At 69.2% G+C, this 19,207-nt stretch carries 23 protein-coding genes; 7 read left to right on the forward strand and 16 right to left on the reverse strand.

From position 1 onward, the window contains the following. Positions 1-143: 143 nt before the first annotated feature. The 3 genes from AQJ67_RS04340 to AQJ67_RS04345 all read left to right on the forward strand — a co-directional run bounded on the left by AQJ67_RS04340 (position 144) and on the right by AQJ67_RS04345 (position 3,429). Positions 144-2,201, forward strand: a complete 2,058-nt coding sequence (locus AQJ67_RS04340; protein WP_062716598.1) for an RICIN domain-containing protein — start codon at positions 144-146, stop codon at positions 2,199-2,201. Between the two features lie 101 nt (positions 2,202-2,302). Then, positions 2,303-2,566, forward strand: coding sequence for a hypothetical protein (locus AQJ67_RS48935; RefSeq protein ID WP_244190355.1), 264 nt, complete (start codon positions 2,303-2,305; stop codon positions 2,564-2,566). A gap of 5 nt (positions 2,567-2,571) precedes the next feature. Then, on the forward strand, positions 2,572-3,429 hold the full coding sequence (locus AQJ67_RS04345; RefSeq protein WP_244190356.1) for a sensor histidine kinase: 858 nt from the start codon (positions 2,572-2,574) through the stop codon (positions 3,427-3,429). Positions 3,430-3,546: 117 nt separating this feature from the next. Here AQJ67_RS04345 and AQJ67_RS48940 read toward each other — a convergent pair whose 3' ends face one another. After that, on the reverse strand, positions 3,547-3,753 hold the full coding sequence (locus AQJ67_RS48940; protein ID WP_062716599.1) for a beta-xylosidase family glycoside hydrolase: 207 nt from the start codon (positions 3,751-3,753) through the stop codon (positions 3,547-3,549). 7 nt (positions 3,754-3,760) lie between these two features. On the opposite strand from AQJ67_RS48940, the gene AQJ67_RS48945 reads away from it, so the two are divergent. Then, positions 3,761-3,955, forward strand: coding sequence for a hypothetical protein (locus AQJ67_RS48945; RefSeq protein WP_062716600.1), 195 nt, complete (start codon positions 3,761-3,763; stop codon positions 3,953-3,955). 199 nt (positions 3,956-4,154) lie between these two features. On the opposite strand, the gene AQJ67_RS04360 is transcribed toward AQJ67_RS48945, so the two are convergent. After that, positions 4,155-4,466 (reverse strand): hypothetical protein, encoded by a 312-nt coding sequence (locus AQJ67_RS04360; protein WP_062716601.1) that lies wholly within the window; start codon positions 4,464-4,466, stop codon positions 4,155-4,157. A 345-nt stretch (positions 4,467-4,811) separates the two neighbouring features. Between AQJ67_RS04360 and AQJ67_RS04365 the strand changes: the two genes are divergently transcribed. Continuing rightward, positions 4,812-5,759 carry a sugar-binding transcriptional regulator gene (locus tag AQJ67_RS04365; RefSeq protein ID WP_062716602.1) on the forward strand — a complete coding sequence of 316 codons (948 nt, stop codon included), beginning with the start codon at positions 4,812-4,814 and terminating at the stop codon, positions 5,757-5,759. Positions 5,760-5,962: 203 nt separating this feature from the next. Here AQJ67_RS04365 and AQJ67_RS04370 read toward each other — a convergent pair whose 3' ends face one another. The 10 genes from AQJ67_RS04370 to srlA form a co-directional block, all read right to left on the reverse strand. After that, complete coding sequence (locus AQJ67_RS04370) at positions 5,963-7,153, reverse strand: dihydrolipoamide acetyltransferase family protein (protein ID WP_063807275.1); 1,191 nt, start codon at positions 7,151-7,153, stop codon at positions 5,963-5,965. Beyond that, the gene (locus tag AQJ67_RS48530; protein WP_062716604.1) at positions 7,153-8,202 is read right to left on the reverse strand and encodes an alpha-ketoacid dehydrogenase subunit beta; all 1,050 of its coding nucleotides are present in this window, start codon (positions 8,200-8,202) and stop codon (positions 7,153-7,155) included. The genes AQJ67_RS04370 and AQJ67_RS48530 overlap by 1 nt, the downstream gene beginning before the upstream one ends. An 18-nt stretch (positions 8,203-8,220) precedes the next feature. After that, the gene (locus AQJ67_RS48535) at positions 8,221-9,189 is read right to left on the reverse strand and encodes a thiamine pyrophosphate-dependent dehydrogenase E1 component subunit alpha (RefSeq protein ID WP_062716605.1); all 969 of its coding nucleotides are present in this window, start codon (positions 9,187-9,189) and stop codon (positions 8,221-8,223) included. Between the two features lie 13 nt (positions 9,190-9,202). Continuing rightward, the gene (locus tag AQJ67_RS04385) at positions 9,203-10,534 is read right to left on the reverse strand and encodes an NAD(P)H-dependent oxidoreductase (protein WP_062716606.1); all 1,332 of its coding nucleotides are present in this window, start codon (positions 10,532-10,534) and stop codon (positions 9,203-9,205) included. A 582-nt stretch (positions 10,535-11,116) separates the two neighbouring features. After that, positions 11,117-11,506, reverse strand: a complete 390-nt coding sequence (locus AQJ67_RS04390) for a PTS glucitol/sorbitol transporter subunit IIA (RefSeq protein WP_062716607.1) — start codon at positions 11,504-11,506, stop codon at positions 11,117-11,119. Further along, a complete protein-coding gene (locus AQJ67_RS04395; protein WP_062716608.1) occupies positions 11,503-11,925 on the reverse strand; it encodes a transcriptional regulator GutM in 423 nt (140 codons plus the stop codon). Before AQJ67_RS04395 ends, AQJ67_RS04390 begins: the two co-directional genes overlap by 4 nt. 11 nt (positions 11,926-11,936) lie before the next feature. Further along, entirely contained in the window at positions 11,937-12,302 is a 366-nt protein-coding gene (locus AQJ67_RS04400; RefSeq protein WP_062716609.1) for a hypothetical protein, read from the reverse strand. Positions 12,303-12,362: 60 nt separating this feature from the next. Next, positions 12,363-12,734, reverse strand: a complete 372-nt coding sequence (locus tag AQJ67_RS04405; RefSeq protein ID WP_062716610.1) for a PTS glucitol/sorbitol transporter subunit IIA — start codon at positions 12,732-12,734, stop codon at positions 12,363-12,365. Then, positions 12,731-13,786 (reverse strand): PTS glucitol/sorbitol transporter subunit IIB, encoded by a 1,056-nt coding sequence (srlE, locus tag AQJ67_RS04410; protein WP_062716611.1) that lies wholly within the window; start codon positions 13,784-13,786, stop codon positions 12,731-12,733. Before srlE ends, AQJ67_RS04405 begins: the two co-directional genes overlap by 4 nt. After that, positions 13,783-14,454 carry a PTS glucitol/sorbitol transporter subunit IIC gene (gene srlA, locus AQJ67_RS04415; protein WP_208614897.1) on the reverse strand — a complete coding sequence of 224 codons (672 nt, stop codon included), beginning with the start codon at positions 14,452-14,454 and terminating at the stop codon, positions 13,783-13,785. The genes srlE and srlA overlap by 4 nt, the downstream gene beginning before the upstream one ends. A gap of 473 nt (positions 14,455-14,927) precedes the next feature. On the opposite strand from srlA, the gene AQJ67_RS04420 reads away from it, so the two are divergent. Both AQJ67_RS04420 and AQJ67_RS04425 read left to right on the forward strand, forming a co-directional pair. Next, positions 14,928-15,200, forward strand: coding sequence for an HPr family phosphocarrier protein (locus AQJ67_RS04420; protein ID WP_062716612.1), 273 nt, complete (start codon positions 14,928-14,930; stop codon positions 15,198-15,200). Between the two features lie 57 nt (positions 15,201-15,257). Beyond that, positions 15,258-16,241 (forward strand): sugar-binding transcriptional regulator, encoded by a 984-nt coding sequence (locus AQJ67_RS04425; RefSeq protein ID WP_062716613.1) that lies wholly within the window; start codon positions 15,258-15,260, stop codon positions 16,239-16,241. A gap of 153 nt (positions 16,242-16,394) precedes the next feature. On the opposite strand, the gene AQJ67_RS04430 is transcribed toward AQJ67_RS04425, so the two are convergent. The 4 genes from AQJ67_RS04430 to AQJ67_RS04445 all read right to left on the reverse strand — a co-directional run bounded on the left by AQJ67_RS04430 (position 16,395) and on the right by AQJ67_RS04445 (position 19,206). Continuing rightward, a complete protein-coding gene (locus AQJ67_RS04430; protein WP_062716614.1) occupies positions 16,395-16,727 on the reverse strand; it encodes a putative quinol monooxygenase in 333 nt (110 codons plus the stop codon). A 146-nt stretch (positions 16,728-16,873) separates the two neighbouring features. Beyond that, positions 16,874-17,368 (reverse strand): DUF1097 domain-containing protein, encoded by a 495-nt coding sequence (locus tag AQJ67_RS04435; RefSeq protein ID WP_062716615.1) that lies wholly within the window; start codon positions 17,366-17,368, stop codon positions 16,874-16,876. Between the two features lie 21 nt (positions 17,369-17,389). Further along, positions 17,390-18,415 carry an NAD(P)-dependent alcohol dehydrogenase gene (locus AQJ67_RS04440; protein ID WP_062716616.1) on the reverse strand — a complete coding sequence of 342 codons (1,026 nt, stop codon included), beginning with the start codon at positions 18,413-18,415 and terminating at the stop codon, positions 17,390-17,392. Continuing rightward, positions 18,412-19,206 (reverse strand): metal-sulfur cluster assembly factor, encoded by a 795-nt coding sequence (locus AQJ67_RS04445; RefSeq protein ID WP_079055747.1) that lies wholly within the window; start codon positions 19,204-19,206, stop codon positions 18,412-18,414. Before AQJ67_RS04445 ends, AQJ67_RS04440 begins: the two co-directional genes overlap by 4 nt. Position 19,207 lies beyond the last annotated feature (1 nt).

Raw genomic sequence — 19,207 nt, forward strand, 5'->3', positions numbered from 1 at the left:
CGGTCCGACTCCCGTGCCGCACGACGCCGCAGTTCCTCGTACGCGGTGGACGCGCACTCCGGGCTCGCCGCTTCCCACCCGGTTTCGTCCCGGGGCGGCAGGCACCGGACCCTCCTATCCCTCCCCTGCCCTGAGAGCCGCACATGTCCCCTGCACTGTTGGGCGCCAGACCCGGCGCCGCTCAGCGTTCCCGCCCCACCACCCTCCTGTTGCTGTTCCTGGCCTTGATCGTCGCTGCGGCGACGATTCTGCTGCCTGCCGCGGGCCGGGCGCAGGCCCTCTCCCGTCCCGCGCAGACCCTGTACACCCCGCCGTCCGACGCGCTCTCCCCCGGAAGCCTCTACCCGCGGGCGATGCGCCTGCAGCACAACGGCTCGGCCAACGGCACCCTGCTCGCCACGTTCGAGCAGTACCGCGTGGACATGCCCGTCTTCCCGATCTACCGCTCCACCGACAACGGAGTCTCCTGGACGAAGATCTCCGAGGTCGCCGACACCCAGAACGGCTGGGGCATGCGCTGGCAGCCCGAACTGTTCGAGTTGCCCAAGGCCATGGGCGGATTCCCGGCCGGCACCATCCTGGCCGCCGGTGACTCGGTGCCCTTCGACCGCGGCGGCAGCAAGATCGACCTGTACGCCAGCACCGACCGCGGCCAGAGCTGGACCTTCGTCACCAACATCGCCACCGGCGGCAAAGCCACGGACACGAACGGGAACACCCCCGTGTGGGAGCCGTTCTTCCTGGTCTCCGGCGACAAGCTCATCGTCTACTACTCCGACCAGCGCGACGCCGACCACGGACAGAAGATCGTCCACCAGGTCTCCACGGACGTCCGCAACTGGGGTCCGGTCGTCGATGACGTGGCGATGCCCACCTACAGCCAGCGCCCCGGCATGCCGACCGTCGCCAAGATGCCCAACGGCAAGTTCATCATGACGTACGAGTACGGCGGTTCGGCGGCGGGCAACTTCGCCGTCCACTACAAGATCTCCGACGACCCGGAGGCGTTCGACTCCGTTACCGGCATCCCGCTGCGTACCACCGACGGCCTGGTCCCCCAGGGCACGCCCTACATCACCTGGCTGCCCACCGGCGGCCCCAACGGAACCCTCGTCACCACCGCCCACAGCAGTGACGACCTGTTCGTCAACACGCAGAACGGCGCCGCGAACACCTGGACGCGGATGCCCTCCAACGTCGGCGGCGGCTACAGCCGCGGCCTGCTTCCACTGTCCGACGGCCACAGCCTGATGGTGTTCAGCGCGAGCTTCGGCGGCGACAACCGCCGCAACCCGGTCACGTACAGCACGGTCGACTTCGGCGGAAGCATCTCCGACGGAGCCACCTACACGATGACCAACGCGGGCAGCGCTCTGAACCTCACCATCGCCGGCGGCTCCACCACCAACGGCACCACCGCCACCCAGCAGAACCCCACCACCTCCACCAACCAGCAGTGGCGCTTCGAGCAGCAGCCCTCGGGCTACTTCAAGATCTTCAACGTCGCCAGCGGCAAGGTCCTCGGCATCCAGAACCAGTCCACCGCCGACGGTGCCACCGTCCTGCAGTGGGATGACAACGGCACCCCCGACCACGAATGGGCCATCGCGCCCCATCCGGCCGGCGGGTACAGCATCACCAACCGCATCAGTGGCAGGCACCTCGAAATCCCCAGCGCCTCCACCACCGTCGGCACCACCGCCGTGCAGTGGAGCGGCACCACCTGCGGTTGCCAGCGCTGGAACCTCACCCAGACCGCCCCGCCGCCCCTGGGCACCGGCCAGTACGTCCTGGTGAACAAGAACAGCGGCAAGTACCTCGACATCCCGAACGGTTCCACCACCGCGGGCACCGCCGCCGGCCAGTGGCAGAACACGTTCTGCGCCTGCCAGCTCTTCACCTTCCAGTCCGCGGGCAGCGGCGCCTGGAACATCAAGAACGCCAAGAGCAACCTCAACCTGGACATCCAAGGCTCCTCCAGCGCCGCGGGCGCGGCCATCGTCCAGAACACCGCCTCCAGCACCGATTCCCAGAAGTGGACCCTCACCGACGCGGGCGGCGGCTACTACAGACTCCGCAACGTGAACAGCACCCTCGTCGCCGGAGTCGCCCAGTCAGCCACCGCCAACGGGGCAGCCGTCGTCCAGTGGGGCAGCGCCAACCTCGACGACCAGCTCTGGAAGATCGTTCGCGTCAACTAACAGTTCCCACCTGTGTCATGGCAGGCGCGGGAACCGCTGACGAAGCGGTTCCCGCGCCTGCCGTCCGTGCCGGCCGACCGCTCCTCTCTCCAGTGACGGATGTGAACCTCGTGCCTGCGACGGACGACATCCCCACGACGCGGACCCGTCGGCAGGGCTGTCTGCGTGCGGTGGGTTTCACCACGCTGGTCCTGCTTGCCGCCGCGGACGTACTCATCGCCGTCGCCAACGGCAAGACCCTCTGGCCGGTGCTCCTGCCCCTGTCGCTCGGGCTCGCGGCCGTCCTGTGGCGCTCCGCCCGGCGGCCCGCGTGGCTCACCCCCCAGCTGCGGGCCGAGGTACCAGCAGCGCTTCCCTGGCGTTGACCGCCGTGGCCGCGACGACCGAGCCCGTGCGGACACTCGGCCCCGGTGAAGTGGCGGTGCTGCTCTGCCTGTTGTTGATCGCCGTCCGTACCTGCTCACCACGGTCGGCGTTGCTGTGCGCCGTCCTCACGGGCGGGGCGACCGTTGTGACGCCGCCGCGCTTCCACGATGTCATCGCCGAGGAAGACACGCTGCTGTTCGCGCTGCCGTTGGCGCTGCTGACCGGCGTTTTCGCCGGCCTCGGCGGCTATCTGCGCTCCCTGGACCACGGACGCGGCGTCGCGGTCACCGAGACCCGCCGCTCCGAACGCCTCGCCATGGCCGCCGACCTGCACGACTTCGTCGCCCACCATGTCACCGGCATCCTGGTCCAGACACAGATGGCCCGCATGAGGGCCGCCACCGAACCCGACCGTCTGGACCCGGTCCTGGCAGGAATCGAGCACGCCGCGACCCAAGCGCTCGACTCCATGCGCCTGACCGTCGGCATCCTGCGCGGTGGCCCGGACGGAACGGCCCGGCCGGCGACGGGCGAGAACCGCCCGCTGGGGGACCTGACAGCCCTCGCGGAACTGGTCGACCGATTCGGCGGTCCGAGCGGCTCGAAGGCCGAACTGCACCTCGACGCCTCAGTGCCCCCGAATCTGCCCCACGAGGTGCAGGCTGCCGTCTACCGTGTCGTCCAGGAAGCCCTCACGAACGTACGGCGCCACGCCGCCGACGCCACCGAAGTCACCGTCGCCCTCGCTCACGCCGACGACACCTTGCGCGCGAAGAGCGCCGCCAACCCCCGCAGTCCACCCGCCCCCCGGCACCGGACTGAGGTCTGGCCCACGGCGATCGCCGGCCCGGTGCCCAGGTGACGGAGCAGTGCGGCGAGGTCGGCGGCCATTTGCGTCGGCGTATTGCCCTCGTCGGGAACGTCCGACCGGGCCCGAACGCAGTGCAGAAGAGGTGGACGCGCTTCAGGTCGATGATCGTCATGCGGGACCGTCCTGGGAGGTCCGGTACGTGGCGTGGGCGAAGTCCGCATGGACACCGGAGCCGTCCAGGTCCTGCACCCACAGTCCCAGCATGGCGCCGGTGAAGCCGAGAAGGCGCAACTGGCCGTCGTGGAACTCGTCAGCGTGCTCGTCGGACAGGACGGTGGCGTCGAGCTCGATCGGCAGCGCCTGAACTCCCCCCACCGGTGTCGTGCGAGAAGCGCAGGGCGGGCACGTCGAGTTCGGCGTGCAGGACGACTGGGCGTCCGGGCTTCAGCGGTACGGCCGGCTCGTGTCCGACGAGACGGCCGGCCTCGCAGCTCAGTGCCCGCAGGACCGGGGAGCCGTCGTCCTCGGCGGTGACGTACAGGTAGCGGGTGTTGCGTCCTGGCGGCGCGGTACCTGACGAACTACGTCCTGGAAGGCCACCTGTTCGTCGCATCGGCGCCCTCGCCCGGCGACACGAAGGCGTGGCCTTTCGGCCGAGCAGGAGGGCGGCGGTAGATCATGAGCTGCCCGACGGGCATCAGGCCAGGCGGACGTTGATGACCATGTCGAGGACCTCAAGGGGCCCGGGAGGCTCGAGACGGCGCCAGCCTGCCCGTTCAAGTTCGGGCGATCAGCTTGATCTCGTGCAGCACTTGGGAAAGCTTGTTGATCGCCTTGGCCGGCAGGCCGACGACGAAGCGCACCGGATGGTCCCGGGCATCAGACCGGAGCTTGGCAGGCAGTCGGCCGAGACGGCCGCGGAAGTCCCGGGTGTACTGCCCTATGACCAGTTCCCTCGGCATCATGGTGTTTTTCCCGCAGTTGTCACAGATGATCGTGAGCAGGCAGCCGTGGACGTAGGTGAGCCGATGAAGCTGCTCTCCGCCGCAGGTGCACTCCAGATACGTGGTTTCCGTACTCTCGGTCATTGTTGGCTCCTCGGCTCTCTCAGCGGCCCGCCACACCCCCGGGCAAGTAGTAGAGCATTCAATCGGGTGGGGCGGGCGGCGGCCAGTGGCCCCAGCAGCCGGACTGCGCCCACAGCATCGAATGCACGGCGATTCCGCCGTCAGCGCTCACGGCCGCCAGACCTCGCCACCTGTCACATATGTGAGTGTGAAATTCACAGAGGTGACAATAGTCCCACGCCGGCCACGCTCTGTCCAGGTCGGCGCCTCGAAGGGGAACTCGTAAGGGACCTCGCAAGCAACCCACTGGTCGGCTGTGCAACAATCCGAACAGATGTGACGACATGGCGAGACGAGGGGGTGGACATGCCGGCGTCCCGCGAACGCGACCTGTTGGTGAAGGCGGCACGGCTCTACTACCTGGACAACTTGTCGCAGCAGCAGGTGGCCAGCGCTTTGGGTGTCAGCCGCTCGAACGTCTCACGCATCCTCACTGCCGCACGGGACCAGGGGATCGTGGAGATCCGGATCAACGATCCGGCCGGACGCGATCTGGATCTGGAGGAGCAGCTGCAGAACGCCTTCGGAGTGTCCTCCTGCCGCGTGGCCTCGGTACACACGGACGAGTCGGCGCTGGCCAAGGTGGGGGAGCTGGCGGCCGCCTGGATGCTGGACACGGTCAAGCCCGGCAGCAGTATCTCGCTTTCCTGGGGGAACACACTCCAGGCCATGGTGCATGCCATCCCCTCCGGACAGGACCTCTCGGTGGAGATCCTCCCCCTGGTAGGCGGACTTTCCTCCGTAGCCTCGGAGATCACCGGCGAGGAACTGGTTCGAGAGCTGGCCGACCGCCTGGGCACCACCTACCAGCGACTCCACGCGCCCGCCCTGCTGGAGGCCAAGGCATCACGTGACACCCTCATGACCGAGCCGGCCATCGCTGGGGTGCTGGACGCCGGCCGCAAGTCCTCCGTGGCCTTCCTCGGTATCGGTGCGATGGGGGTGGGCTCCTCTGCGGCGATCATCGAGTCGCTCCGCCTGAGCGATCGGGACCGGGCGGCCTTCGAAGCGGCGAAGCCGGTAGGCGATGTGTGCGCCCGGTTCTTCGACGAGGACGGCACCCCGGTGCACGGAACAGTCGAGGACAGGGTGCTGGCGATTTCGCTCGAAGACCTCCGTCGGATACCAACAGTGGTGGGATTGGCCGCGGGCGTCGAGAAGCTCCGGGGGGTGCTGGGTGCGCTGCGCGGACGCTACGTGGACGCCCTGATCTGCGACGCCCGGCTGGCAGAGGCGCTGCTTGCCGCGGCCTGAGGGGATCCGACATCCGCATCCCTCATTCCGCCCACATCAGGGCGTGCCCTCTGCCTGCGAACCGGGACAGCACGCTGCCGTCACGTCCACTGGCAGTCAGGGCAAGGACAATGTGGACGGACGGCAGCGCGTTCATGGGCCACCGGGGGTGGCGCGGGCGCCTGCTGACTGGTCGACGGAGCGCTCCTGGACGAGAGGCGGGGTCACCGCCATCCGAACCAGTTCGGGTCGTCCAGGCGCCGCTGGACCGCGTTCAGCAGACGCGCGGCGTCCGCGCAGTCACCGACGCGGTGATCGACGGTGAGAGCGGCCCTGCAGCGGGTGCGCACCACGAATCCGTCGTCGGCAGGGATGACGTGCGGGGCTACCCGACCGACCGAGAGCGCGGTCGCCTGGGGCGGGTTGAGCAGTTCCTGGAAAGCGTCGACCCCCAGGGATCCCAGGTCGTGCACGGTGGTCGTGGCCGCGGTCAGGTGCTCCACCGGCACCTTGCCGCTGCGGGCGCGGTCGGCCATGTGCCCGAGGCGCTCGTCGAGTTCCTCGATCGGGAACCGGTCCGGGTTGAGCAGCACCGGGGCGACCGGGCCGTGGTCGGTGTCCACCATCACCGCCAGGGCGACGTCGGACCAGACCTCGCTGCACTCCCCGGTCCACCGGGCGTTGAGCGGGCTGTCCCGCAGGGCATCCGCATACGCCCGTACGATCAGGCTGGTCCAGCCGCACTGACCGCGGCGCTCGGCAAGTGCCTCCACGTCGAGGTCACGGAAGACGACGGCCTGGGGGATGGCGGCGCTTGCGCTGGTCTGGCGGGCGACAGCCCTGCGATATCTGTGCCGCGAGGCCGGTGTGCCGGTACCTGCCTGTGCGCCGTTGGAGGCTGACGTGCGGTGAAGGGCCTTGGCCGCGGGCGCCACGATCTCGTAGGTGGCGGCCTCGACGTCGACCACCCTGATGGTCCCGCCCGGTCCCGTGCCCTGCACGCCCATGAGGTCTACGCCGAGGACCGCCGCCCGGCCCCTGGCGAGCGGCACGGCCGACACGACCGTCGAGAGTGACGACGGCACAGTGGACGGGGCAGCGAGTGTCGCCGGTGCGGGTGGCGGGGCATCCACCGCGGCCGGTCCGTCGAGGAGGTCGCCCAACAAGTCGTCCGCGGCACTGGAGAGGAAGGCGATCGGCTCACCGACAGCCATCACATCGTCCGGCTGAGCCACCAGTCGGACAAGGATTCCGTCGACGGGAGATTCGACCTCCATGTCGACCTTGTCGGTCGCGACCTCGCACACCACGTCGCCGGCGCGGATCTCGTCGCCCTCCGCCTTGTGCCAGGTCAGGAACGTGCCTTCCTCCATCGTCATGGACATCTTGGGCATGACCAGGGGAATTTCAGCCATCACCACGACCTGACCAGACGGGTGGCCTCGGCCACGATGTCGGGGATCTGGGGCACGGCCGCACGCTCCAGTTGGGGCGCGTAAGGGATCGGCACATCCAGGCCGCTGAGCCGGCGGATCGGAGCCCGCAGTCGGCCGAACGCTTCCGAGTCGGCGATCAGCGCGGCGATCTCCGCCATGTAGCCGCAGGTCCGGGGGGCTTCCTGGACCAGCAGGGCGCGCCCGGTATCGGCCACCTCCGAGATGATCGTCGCTTCGTCCAGGGGAACGAGGGTGCGCGGGTCGACGACGGTTGCGGTGATGCCCTCCTCGGCGAAGAGCTGCTGGGCGGCTTCCTCGGCCCGGGACACCATGACGCCGGTGGCCACGATGGTGAGGTCCTCGCCCTGTCGGCGCACCTCCGCCCGGCCGAGCGGGATCCGGTCGGCGCCTGCGGGCACCGGGCCACTCTGCTTGTAGAGCAGTTTGTGTTCCAGGACGATGACCGGGTTGGGGTCGTCGATGGCGGCCAGCAGCAGGCCCTTGGCGTCCGCCGGGGTCGCGGGCATGACGACCTTCAGTCCGGGGATGTGGGCGAACCAGGTCTCCAGGCTCTGGGAGTGCTGGGCGGCGGCCCCGGTGCCGGAGCCGGTGGGGGCGCGCAGCACCATCGGGACGCGGGCCGCGCCACCGAGCATGAAGTGGATTTTCGCGGCCTGGTTGGCGATCTGGTCCATGGCCTGGGCCGTGAAGTCGGAGAACTGGATCTCCACGATGGGCCGCATGTCGGCCAGTGCGGCGCCCACCGCCGCGCCGACGATGCCCAGTTCGCTGATCGGGGTGTCGCGCACACGTTCCTCGCCGAAGCGGTGCACCAGGTCGCCGGTGACGCCGAAGGCGCCTCCGTAGACGCCGATGTCCTCGCCGAGGATGAAGACGCGGGGGTCGGTCTGCATGGCCTCGGCGAGGGCCTCGCGGACCGCCTCGGCGTAGGTGAGGGTGCGCTCGGACGGGTCGGCCGACGGCCGCGCTGTCGTCGCGGCCGCCGAGCTCGGGAGTGTGGTGGTCATGTACAGGTCTCCGATGAGTCAGACGGCGTAGACGGCGGAGGTGAGTTCCGCGGCGCTGGCGTCGGGGGCGGCGTTCGCCGTGCGTACGGCCTCGCGCACCGCGTCGCGTGCGCCGGTCTGGCACTGCTGTGCCTCGGCCTCGGTGAGGGTGCCGGCGTCGAGCAGGGCGGCGGTGTAGCGGGCGATCGGGTCGCGGTCACGCCACTGGTCGATCTCCTCGCGCGTGCGGTAGAGGTTCTTGTCGCTCTTGGAGTGGCCCTTCCAGCGGTAGGTGAGTGCCTCCACGAAGGTGGGGCCACCGCCCGCGCGGGCCCGCTCGACGGCGGTGCGTACGACCTCCTGCACCGCGGCCACGTCGTTGCCGTCGACGGTCACGCCGGGGATGCCGTAGCCGGCGGCGCGCTCGGCCAGGCGCTCCACGCGGAACGCCCGCTGGACGGACATGGACATTCCGTAGTTGTTGTTCTCGCAGATGAACACCACGGGCAGGTCCCAGATGGCGGCGAGGTTGACTCCCTCGTGCCAGGCGCCCTCGTTGACCGCGCCGTCGCCGAAGAAGCTCAGCGCGACCCGGTCCTCGCCGCGCAGCCGGCTCGCCAGCGCGGCACCGGCGGCGATGGGCACGCCTCCGGCGACGATGCCGTTCGCGCCCAGGTTGCCCGTCGCCACGTCGGCGATGTGCATCGATCCGCCGCGGCCTCGGCAGTAGCCGGTCTCCTTGGCGAGCAACTCGGCCATCATGCGGTCGAGTCGGGCGCCGCGGGCGATGCAGTGTCCGTGGCCGCGGTGGGTGGAGGTGATGTAGTCGCCGTCGCGCAGTTCGGCGCAGGCACCGACCGGCACGGCCTCCTGACCGATCGACAGGTGCATGGTGCCGTGCATCATGCCGCGGGCGAAGAGGTCGTCCACGGCCTCCTCGAACCGCCGGATGGTCCACATCGTGGTGAGAGCGGAGCGGGCCGCCTCGGCGTCCTTGATCAGGTCCATGCTCAGGTCCTCCTCACGCGGCCAGAGAGTCGGTCGGCGCGGCCACCGGCAGGTCGATCCGCTCCCCCGCCAGCAGCCGGTCCTGCAGGCGCCGCAGCGTCGCGATCATGGTGCTCTGGTCGATCCGCACGTCCTGGGCGGTGAGCACGGTTCCGGCGGGGACGTCCCGCACCACCTCGGCTCCAGCGGCAAGCCCCAGGGGCACCAGAGCCTCGGCCGCCGCCACCTCCGCGCTCTCGGCGAGGCCGTACACGGTGGATCCGCCGATGCCGTCGACACGTTCGCCGGCCCGCAGGTCCCGCTTGGCGACCGCGACCACCTCGGCGTTCCACACCGTCGGCGCGAGGCTCGGGACGCGGTCCAGCACCGCCTCGGCGACGGAGAGCGGAGCCTCGACACTGGCCAGGTGGTAGGGCCGGTAGAACGAGTAGTACGGCCCCTCGCCCATCCCGAGGTACTCCATCTCGGCGGTGACGACCGGATCGTCGCTGTGACCGATGACGAACACACCGGGCGCGACCGGACCGGTGCAGTAGTCCACCACCCCGGCGGCGGGAAGCACGCCGCCGTCCGTCTCCGGGCGGAAGGTCTTGGCCAGGTCGGCGACCGTCGAGTGGGGACCGGTCATGCCGCGTCGGCTGAGCCGGAGGTCCGTCGCGTTGGCCAGCGCGACCATCTCGATCATCGTCTTGGAGCCGTCGACAAAACTGGCCAGCATCTTCGGGTTCATGCCCTTGGCCCTGGCCTGATCGGCCAGCGCCTCGGGGGTCGCCGTCGGGTCGAGGGGATTGTTCTTGCCCTTGCCGGCACAGACCACGCTGAACCCGATGTCGCGTACGTAGTCCACCAGCCGCCTGCACTCCACCGGCTCGTCGCCGCGGCAGACCGTGTAGACGCGGCCCATGCGCTGCGCCACCGTCGACAACAGCAGACCGATCGTCACATCGCACTCCACGTTGAGCAGTGCGATGTCCTTGCCCGCAAGCAGACCGAAGAAGGCGACCGAGGCGCCGACGTCCGGCACTCCGCTGGCGTCGACGATGATGTCGATCGGCAGCGATACGAGGTCCAGCGCGTCGGTGACGACGACCGGCCGGCCTCCCAGCACCGCCGCGGCCCGCTCGTCGGGCGTAGCGCCGCTGAGCGCCTGGCCCCGGTCTGAGCGCTTGAACGCCGCATGGCCGCGCTCCGGGTCGATGTCGGCGATCGCGGAGATCTCCATGCCCGGGATGTGCGCCACCTGCGCGACGAAACCGAGGCCCATCTGCCCAGCGCCCACGAGGCCCACCCGGACCGGTCGGCCGAGTTCCCGCTCCCGCTCCCGCAACTGATCCCTGTAGCTCATGCTCCGGTCCCTTCCTGCCGCCCTGCCGGTGTCCGGCCCACGAGGCGCATTTGCACATTCGTGCATTTGATATGCACGTTGGTGATTTACTTGGTAGCACGTGTGCCGTACCCGGCACAAGGGCCGGGCTCGTACGGGATTCACGGCGCTTGACGTCGTCGGCAGACCGCTCGTCAGGTGGTTGTTCGGGGCATGCTCGGCTCGGCGCGCCCCATCTGATGGCGCGTCACCGCGCCGGAGCATCAACGGAACGGAGAGCCGGCGCGGCCTGCGGCACAGGCAGCGGCCTTGTGGCCGCCGACGGGATGACGCAGGTCGACACAGGAACGGCGAGACGGGATCTGGCGCGCCAAGACGAAAGTGTCGTCGGGCAGAGGCCGGCCAGCCGCTCGGTGGCGGCGGGCAACGAAGGCTCGCGGGCGCTCAGCAGGCCATGCACCCAGGCGTCACGAACAGGCCGGTGATCTGCACGACGCCCGGGCGGTGCCCGCAGCGGCAGCCCGGCTGCTCTGGCGTCGCGAGCGCGGTACTACACCGAGGACGGGAGCGGAACGCCCATGAGAAGGAAGCCGACCTGCCCTGTCATGTGCGGTGCCGGCTGGGCACACCGGCGGCCAGGGCCAACGGGGCCCCCGTCTCGGGAAGCGTCAGAGTTCCGCGGCCATACACCGCTCCGGGCGGCACCTGTGTGTCCGCGGCGTTCACATGGACCACCACGTGACCGAGTTCGCGGAGGTTCCGGGTTGCCCGCTCCCCCACGGCGACCAGCTCGATCAGCCGACCGTCCAGCCACAACCTGTCGCCGCAGCGGAGTTCGCCCGTGAGCGGGACACTCGGCTCGTGCACCACGCTGGCATCCTGCAGCGCCTCAGGGACCGGAGCGGAACAGAGGATCAGCACTCCGCCGTCCAGCAGCTCTTCGCATGTGGCGCCCACGCGCCGCACGGTGCTCTTGTAATAGACGTTGCTCACAATGTCTTCCGCATCCGGAGATCGGAGCCGTGATCGACCGTGGCGCCGGACTGCATCCGGCGGTAGCGGTCGCGAGCGTCCTCAACCGCACGCGCCATGGCGGTGGATCCGGCCCGGGAGGGTGCCGTGCTCAACTCCCCGGTGAGCTGCGGGCGTTCACGGAAGCGTGCGAGAACGGAAGCCCCCTGCATCACCAGGGCCCGCTCGACGACGCTGTCGCTCCGCCGTACGAGCAGCAGCACCACAGCGCCGTGGAGCCGCCCGGTGGCCCGGCCGGAGACGAGGGTGACACCCGCCCGGTTTTCCTGGGCGGCGAGCTTGTTCACCGTGCGCATGTAGTAGCGGTGCTGGGCCATGCTCGCCAGAAGCGAGAGCACGAAGCCGCCGAGCAGCAGCAGGGCCAGGGGCAGGTATTCCATGAATCCTCTTCTCAGGGGCCTTCGGTTCCGGCCCCTCCTTCATGAGGGGAGGGGACTGCCGGCCGCTCCTGTCCGTCACCCTCGGGGAGAAAGGGCGAGCGGGCCAGCAGTCCCGGCAGGCCGAGGGAGGGGCGGTGGCGGACCTTCTTGGCCGCCACCGCATTCCGTATCCGATCGGGATTCCGGCCGCGCAGCCGGACGGTTCCGCAGCTCAGACACATCAGGGCCGCCACCTCGGTGGTGACTTCGGTGGTGCCGAGGCGGTAGGCGAAGCGAGGTGAGCCGAGCAGTGGCAGTGCCATGGATCCCTCGACGAGCGTCCCACCGCAGTCGCGGCAGGCGTCCTCGGCCGGGCCGCTGTCATCAGGGGTGTTCATGGGCACTGCTCCCTTCTGCCTCCGCCTCGCCCACCCGCACCGTCACGCCCACCCGCAGCGTCACGCCCGGACGAGCCTCAGTTCGGTTCCCGGTTCGGGAACCTCGAGTGGACCGTCGGCGTGCAACGCTCCGGGCAGCAGCCCGGCAGCCGGATCGGGGGCGACATAGACGACCACGTGACCGAGAGTCGTCAGATTCTCCTGGGCCCGCCCCCCGACCGCGGTCAGGGTCAGCCGCGTCTCACCAAGCCACAGCTCGTCGCCCGGTCGAATCTCCTGGGCCGGAGTGTCGGCCGGCCTGTGCACCACACTGAGGCTCTCCAGATCACCCGGAAGCGGTTCACCGAAGAGGATGAGGACGCCGCCATTGATGAGGTCCGCGGCCTCGTCGCCGACGCGGAGGATGGTGCTCTGATAGTAGAGATCGCTCATCGGTACATCCCGAAGCTGACGAGCCAGGCAAGGGCCACGGCGAGGGGGGAGGTGATCAGACGGCTGAGCAGTACCGCCGGCGTACCGACCGCCACCGTCTCGGGTTTCGCCTCGCCGAGGGCGAGACCGACGGGGATGAAGTCGCAGCCGACCTGGCCGTTGATGGCGAACAGGGTGGGCAGGGCGTACTCGACGGGGATGGTTCCCGCGGCGATCTGTGTGCCCATCAGCACGCCGATGATCTGGGCGATCGCAGCTCCCGGCCCGAGGATCGGGGACAGGAAGGGCAGGGCGACCACGGCACCGAGGGCGATGAGCCCGAAGGGGTTGCCGGCCAGCGGCTTGAGGCCCTCACCCATCTTCTCGGCGACGCCGGTGTAGATGACGAAGCCCAGCAACAGGCTGACGTACGCCATGAACGGAAGGATGGTACTGATCGTCAGCGTGATGGCCTGCCTGCCCGAGGCCAGCAGGGTGTTGACCGCGTAACCGATCCCGGAGCTGAACTTGATGAAGCCGTCGGATATCCGGGAGAAGAGTCCGCCGCCTCCCGTCGGTTCCACGACGGACTCGGTGACCGGGTCCGCGGTCTGTTCACGGTTGTCCTCGGCCGACGGCGTGTCCTGCGCCGGCGCTGCCTCAGCGCCGCCCTCCGTCCCCTCCTCGACCATGACATCGTCCAGCCCCACGTCGGAGACGAAGATGTCCTCGGTGATGAACTGGGCGAGCGGGCCGCCGGGCGAGCCGGGATACACGTCGATCGTCGGTATCCGCTTGCGCGGATAGACACCTATCCGAGCGGTGCCGCCGCAGTTGATCACCGCGCAGATGACCTCGTCGTCAGGGACGGTGGTGCGGAACCCGTCGACGGCCTCCGCCCCGGTCAGGTCCGCGATCCGCTGTGCGACCGGGTGGATACCCCCGCCCGTGACCGACAGCACCTTGTTGCGGGTCTCGGTGCGCCGCAGTGTGAGTCCGTCGCCCCAGCCGCCGGCGCCCTTGCGGACGAACACCGAGGGGTATGTGCGTGGGCTCTGCTCGGTGGTCGTCATCGTGGGCCTCCGGTCACCGTGAGCGCGCTGTTGGCGGTGCCCGTGGTGAATTCCTCGTCGAACTTGCGGAAGATCTCGGTGCGGCCGGTCCTCTTGATCAGGATGAGAGTGATCCGCTCGGTGACGACGCCCCTGATGAAGATCACCACGACGCCCGTGGCGAGGTAGCACAGCGCCAGGGGCACGGTGGACAGCCCCAGCTTCTGCACGCCGCTTGCGATGCCCAGCCAGACGAACAGCTCGCCGGCGTTGGCGTAGGGGAAGAACGAGGTCACCGGGTGGACGAAGGAGACCGCCGAGTCGTAGAAGGCCGGCTTGTACCGCTCGGGCAGGAACCTGCCGAACGAGTAGCACATCGGGTTGGTGAGCATCAGCACGGCGAGCACCGGCATGACGGTGTAGCGGGTGATCCACCAGCGCGAGGACCACTCGACGGCTCGGGTCACGCGCTTCTCGCCGACGAACGTCACCAGCGCGTACATCGCGGTGAGCAGGACGATCAGCGTGGGGAGAATCCCGGTCACCAAACCGGTGAACTGCTTGCCGGCCTCGTTGAACAGGCCGATGAAGTGGGAGCCGACCCAGACTGCGCCACGAATGACAGGGTTGTCACTCTCCTCGCCCTGGGGTGTCGACGCCGCCAGGGCTGCCGCGGCAACGGTAACCATCTCGGCCCTCCTCTCTGTTTCTGAGCGGGGATACGGAGGTCTCTTTCTCCTTCTCCGAGTGGGGATGCGGAGGCCGGTCGGAGCCGCTGGCCCGAACGGCGGAGACCAGTAGGCGGCTCTGGGGGGTGGGGAGCCGACGTGATCGGGATGCGCCGCGAGGAACCGGGAGATACAGCACAGGCATTTGCACGTCTGCTCAGAGTTCCTCACCTCTGTTCGGTAGAGGTGTAGCACCGGGCGGCGAGGCACGACAAGATGTCGGCCCTGATTACGTTGTGTGACAACGATGGAAACTCGACCCGCCGACACGAGCCCCGCTCCGCCTCCATGGGTGTGCAGCGGTCATTGGCGACGACTGTTTGCACATTGATGCAATCGTTCTTCACATCTGTCCATCGACTGTGTAACGTGCGGCTTCGCCCAGCCCTCGGCCAACGCGAGCGTGCGTGGCCGGTGACACGAAGGAGAGCGCTGTGCCTGAGACCCGCGTCACGATCGCATCCGAGGTAGGACTGCACGCCCGGCCCGCGGCGGCATTCGTCCAGGCGGCCGCGAAGCGGCCGTGCCAGGTGTCCATAGGCAGGGAGGAAGGAGCGCTGGTGAACGCGAAGAGCATGCTCGCCGTGCTGTCCCTCGCCCTCAAGCATGGGGAGGAGGTCACGCTGCGCACCGAAGGCGCCGAGTCCGACGCTGCCCTTGCCGACCTCGCCGACCTGCTCGCGCGAGACCTCGACGCAGTGTCATGAGGTGCGTTCCCCGCGGTCACCGGAACGCACCGCTTGACGCACCGCCGAGGAAGCACCATGCCGACCGCACGTGATCAGCACTTGCTGGTGAAGGTCGCCCGCATGTACTACGAGGAAGGTCGCTCCCAGCAGGAGATCGCCCACGCCCTCGGCGTCAGCAGGCCCAACGTCTCCCGCATGCTCGCCGCAGCCCGGGAGCGGGGGATCGTCGAGATCAGCATTCACGATCCGGCAGGGCGCCACCTGACCCTGGAGGGCGAGCTGCGCGCGACGTTCGGCCTGCGTGACTGCCGGGTGGCCGATGCCCCTGGAAGTGACCGCACCCTGACCCATGTCGGAGACCTCGGAGCCCGCTGGTTGCTGGAGACCCTGCGGCCCGAGCAGCGCGTCGGGGTGTCCTGGGGCCGCACGCTTCAGGCGGTTGTGCAGCACGTCCCCGACAACGGCGGGCTCAACGTCGAAGTGGTGCCCCTCGTCGGCGGTCTGTCCTCTGTGGACTGCGAGATCACCGGCGAGGAACTGGTACGGGACCTGGCCGCGCGCCTCGGCGGCCAATTTCGCCGCCTGCACGCTCCGGCCCTTCTCACCACCCCGGCGAGCAGACAGATCCTGCTCGCCGAGCCCTCCGTCCAGGCCGCGCTCAAGGCAGCCGAACAGGTCGGCATCGCGCTGGTCGGCATCGGCAGCCACGGCGTCGGTTCCTCCGCGGCAATCATCGACGCCCTGGCACTCGACCCGCGGGAAAGAGAGGAGTTCGACAGCCGACAACCGGCCGGCGACCTCTGCGCGCGCTTCTTCGACGTCGACGGAAGAGCGATTCCCGGACCCGTCGAGGACCGGGTACTGGCCGTGACTCTTGAGCAGCTGTCCAGGATCCCGCTCGTGGCGGGGGTGGCGGCCGGGGCGGAGAAGGCCCGCGGCGTGCTCGGCGCCCTGCGCAGCGGCACGGTCGATGTGCTGATCTCCGATGGCTCACTCGCTCGCGCCCTGCTCTCCGCCCAAGCCCCCTCCGACATGGTCGGGACCAGGAGGAGGCCCTAGCGACCAAGGGCCGCCGGAACTGGAGCCAGCCATGCGCCGGGTACCTCCAGCCCTCGCGCTCGGACCGTTTGGCGGGTGGTCCCTGGCCGCCCCATCGGCCGCACTCGACACCAGTTGCCCTACGAGGGCACGCGGCGAGCGTGTGAGGGACGGTCAGCCCTGATCCGGGACGGCCATCTCTGCGAGCAGGGACCAGTCGTTTCGCGGGATCGTCGTGTTGATGATGCGCGGGGTCTCGGCGAGGTAGGGCGGCAGTGTCTTCCGGGCGGTCCGGAAGTGCTCGGAACCGACGTGCTCAGCGCCTGCCTCGTCGTCGCGGAAGGCTTCCAGGAGGACATACTCGGCCGGGTCGTCGAGGCTCCGCGACCAGTCGAACCAGAGGCAGCCGGGTTCGGCGCGCGTCGCCCGGGTGAATTCGGCAGCGATCTGCGGCCACTGGTCCGCGTGCTCGGGCAGGACGCGGAATTTCGCGGTGATGAAGATCATCTCAAGACTCCTCGGTGGGTGTGGTGGCTGAACGGCCGTGTTCTGCATGGCCGTGGTCTTCGTGTTCATGGTCGGTGCCAAGTGCCTCGGCGCGCGCCGTGGTCGTATGCCTTCCCACGACCACGGCGCGCCGGCTCCCAGGCGGCTCAGGCGGGCTGCTTCGTCGTACGTCCTGTCCGCAGCGGCAGTTCGCCGAGTGCTTCCGAGGCGTACGCGAGGAGGGCTCCCACGACGAGTGAGATGAGCGTGCTCTGCCAGACCGTGCCGTTGCCGAAGTAGCAGGCCGCTCCGACGAAGGCGCCGGGGATGAACGACAGCGGGCTCCAGCGTGCCTGCACGCACATACCGAAGGCGCCGACGGCGACGCACAGCCCGAGGATCACGGCGGAGTCGGGGGCAAGTTGGGTGGCCGCCCAGAAGATGAGCCAGCCCCATAGCAGGCCGGTGGCGTTGGCTCCCAGGGTCTTGCCGAGGCCGGCCGCTTTTCCGCCGGCGCTGTAGAAGCAGGCCCACGCGGCGAAGCCGACCCAGACCACGAGCGGAGCCCTGAGCCCGCCCAGGCTGTGGACGGACGCGCTGACGGCGGTGAAGACGCCGGCGAGCAGGCCGATGGAGATGCCCAGAGCTATCAGTTTCTTCATGGCGATTCCCCTCCGGCGAGGTCAGGGGACGAGGATCGCGCGTCCACGGACCCGTCCGGCATCGAGATCGTCCAGGGCGTCCTGGAAACGGTCGAGGGGGTACTTGACGGTGTGCAGCCGGACCCGGTCCTGCGCGGCGAGCACCATGAGCTCGCGCAGGTCGCTGTAGGAGCCGACGAGGTTGCCGATGAAGTTGATCTCGGTCGAGATGATGTCGATGGTCGGAACGTCGATGTTCTCCCCATACCCGACCACGTGGTAATCGCCCGCCCGGCGCAGCATGCGCACCCCGTCCCGGGTCGCGCCGCCCTCGCCGACGAAGTCGATGACGGTCTCGGCCCCATGACCACCCGTCAGCTCCAGCACTTCCGCCACCTGTCCCCCATCGGCAACGACACCGTGGTCGGCACCCATGGTCTCGGCCAGCTTCACCGCCTCGGCGTTGCGGTCGACGACGACGATCTCGGCCGCGGTGAGCGCCTTGAGTACCTGGATACCGATGTGGCCGAGCCCGCCCGCGCCGATGACGACGCACCGGTCGCCCGGGCGAAGCTTGCGTGCCGCCTTCGCCGCGGCGTGGTAAGCGGTGAGTCCGGCGTCGGCGAGGGCGGCGACGTCAGACGGCTCCAGGGAGTCGTCGAGGCGTACGACACTCCGGGCCGACGTCTTCAGGTACTCGGAGTAGCCGCCCGCGCTGTCGATGCCGGGGAAGGAATTCTGCTCGCAGTGGACATCGTCGCCCAGTCGGCATGCCCGGCACAGTCCGCAGGTGATCAGCGGGTGGACGATGACCTTGTCGCCCTCGGCGACGTTGGTGACGGCGCTGCCGACCGCCTGCACCCAGCCCGCGTTCTCGTGCCCGATGGTGTACGGCAGCGTCACCCCCGACTTCTCGGCCCACTGTCCTTCGAGGATGTGCAGATCGGTACGGCACACGCCCGCGCCGCCGATCCGGACGATCACGTCGAACGGGCCGGTGACCTCGGGAGCCGGGACATCGGCCATGACGAGGTTCTGGTGGTAGCCGACGACCTGGACTGCCTTCATGAGACGTTCTCCTTCACGGGGTGGTTCATGGGGGAATGCGTGGCCGATCCTGTGGGGGAGGCGGCGTATGCAGGTTCCTCCGCACGTGGGGTCTGGTCGGCCGCGGAATCGGGATAGCGGGTGCGCAGCAGGCCGCGGCAGAAGTGGGCGTTGCCGTCGATCGAGATCCGCACCGCGCGGGCGAAGCGCAGTCGCAGTGGGATCTCTCCGGGCGGGAAGCGGTCTCCGTGCTCGTCCACCAGGACGGGGTCCGTCGACGCGGTGCCCAGGCCCAGGTCGGCCCGGCGCCGCAGCAGCGCCCGAGTCGCCGGTGCGTCGGGGAGGTCGCCGAGCACCACGTCGTAAAGTCGCTCCTCGGCGAGTTCGGGGCGTTGCCGCAACAGCGAGGTCAGCGTCCGTTCCATCGCCGCGGTGTGCGCCTTGCGCCGGAAGGTCTCCCGCAACTCCTCCAGGTCGGACTCGGCCTCGGCACCGAAGGTGCCCCGGTAGCCCGCGTCCGCGGCCAGACCGCGGTTGATCAGCTCGGAGTCGTGGTGGTCGTCGAGCAGGACGGCGGCCTGCGTCACGTCCGCGAGCGCCGTGACGGCGTCCTTGGCGTCCGAGGCCATCAGATAGGCGAAGTTCGGGGAGCAGAAGGAGGTCGGCAGGCGCAGGTGGACGGTCACCCGTCCCTCGTCCGTCACGTCCACGGACCGTACGAAACCGAGGTCGGTGATCGGCTCGTCCAGCTCGGGGTCGTAGACCTGCCCCAGCGCCGCGTGCACGGCACGCTCCAGCGGGTGGCCGGACATG

It is taken from the genome of Streptomyces caeruleatus, from assembly GCF_001514235.1.
GTDB lineage: Bacteria > Actinomycetota > Actinomycetes > Streptomycetales > Streptomycetaceae > Streptomyces > Streptomyces caeruleatus.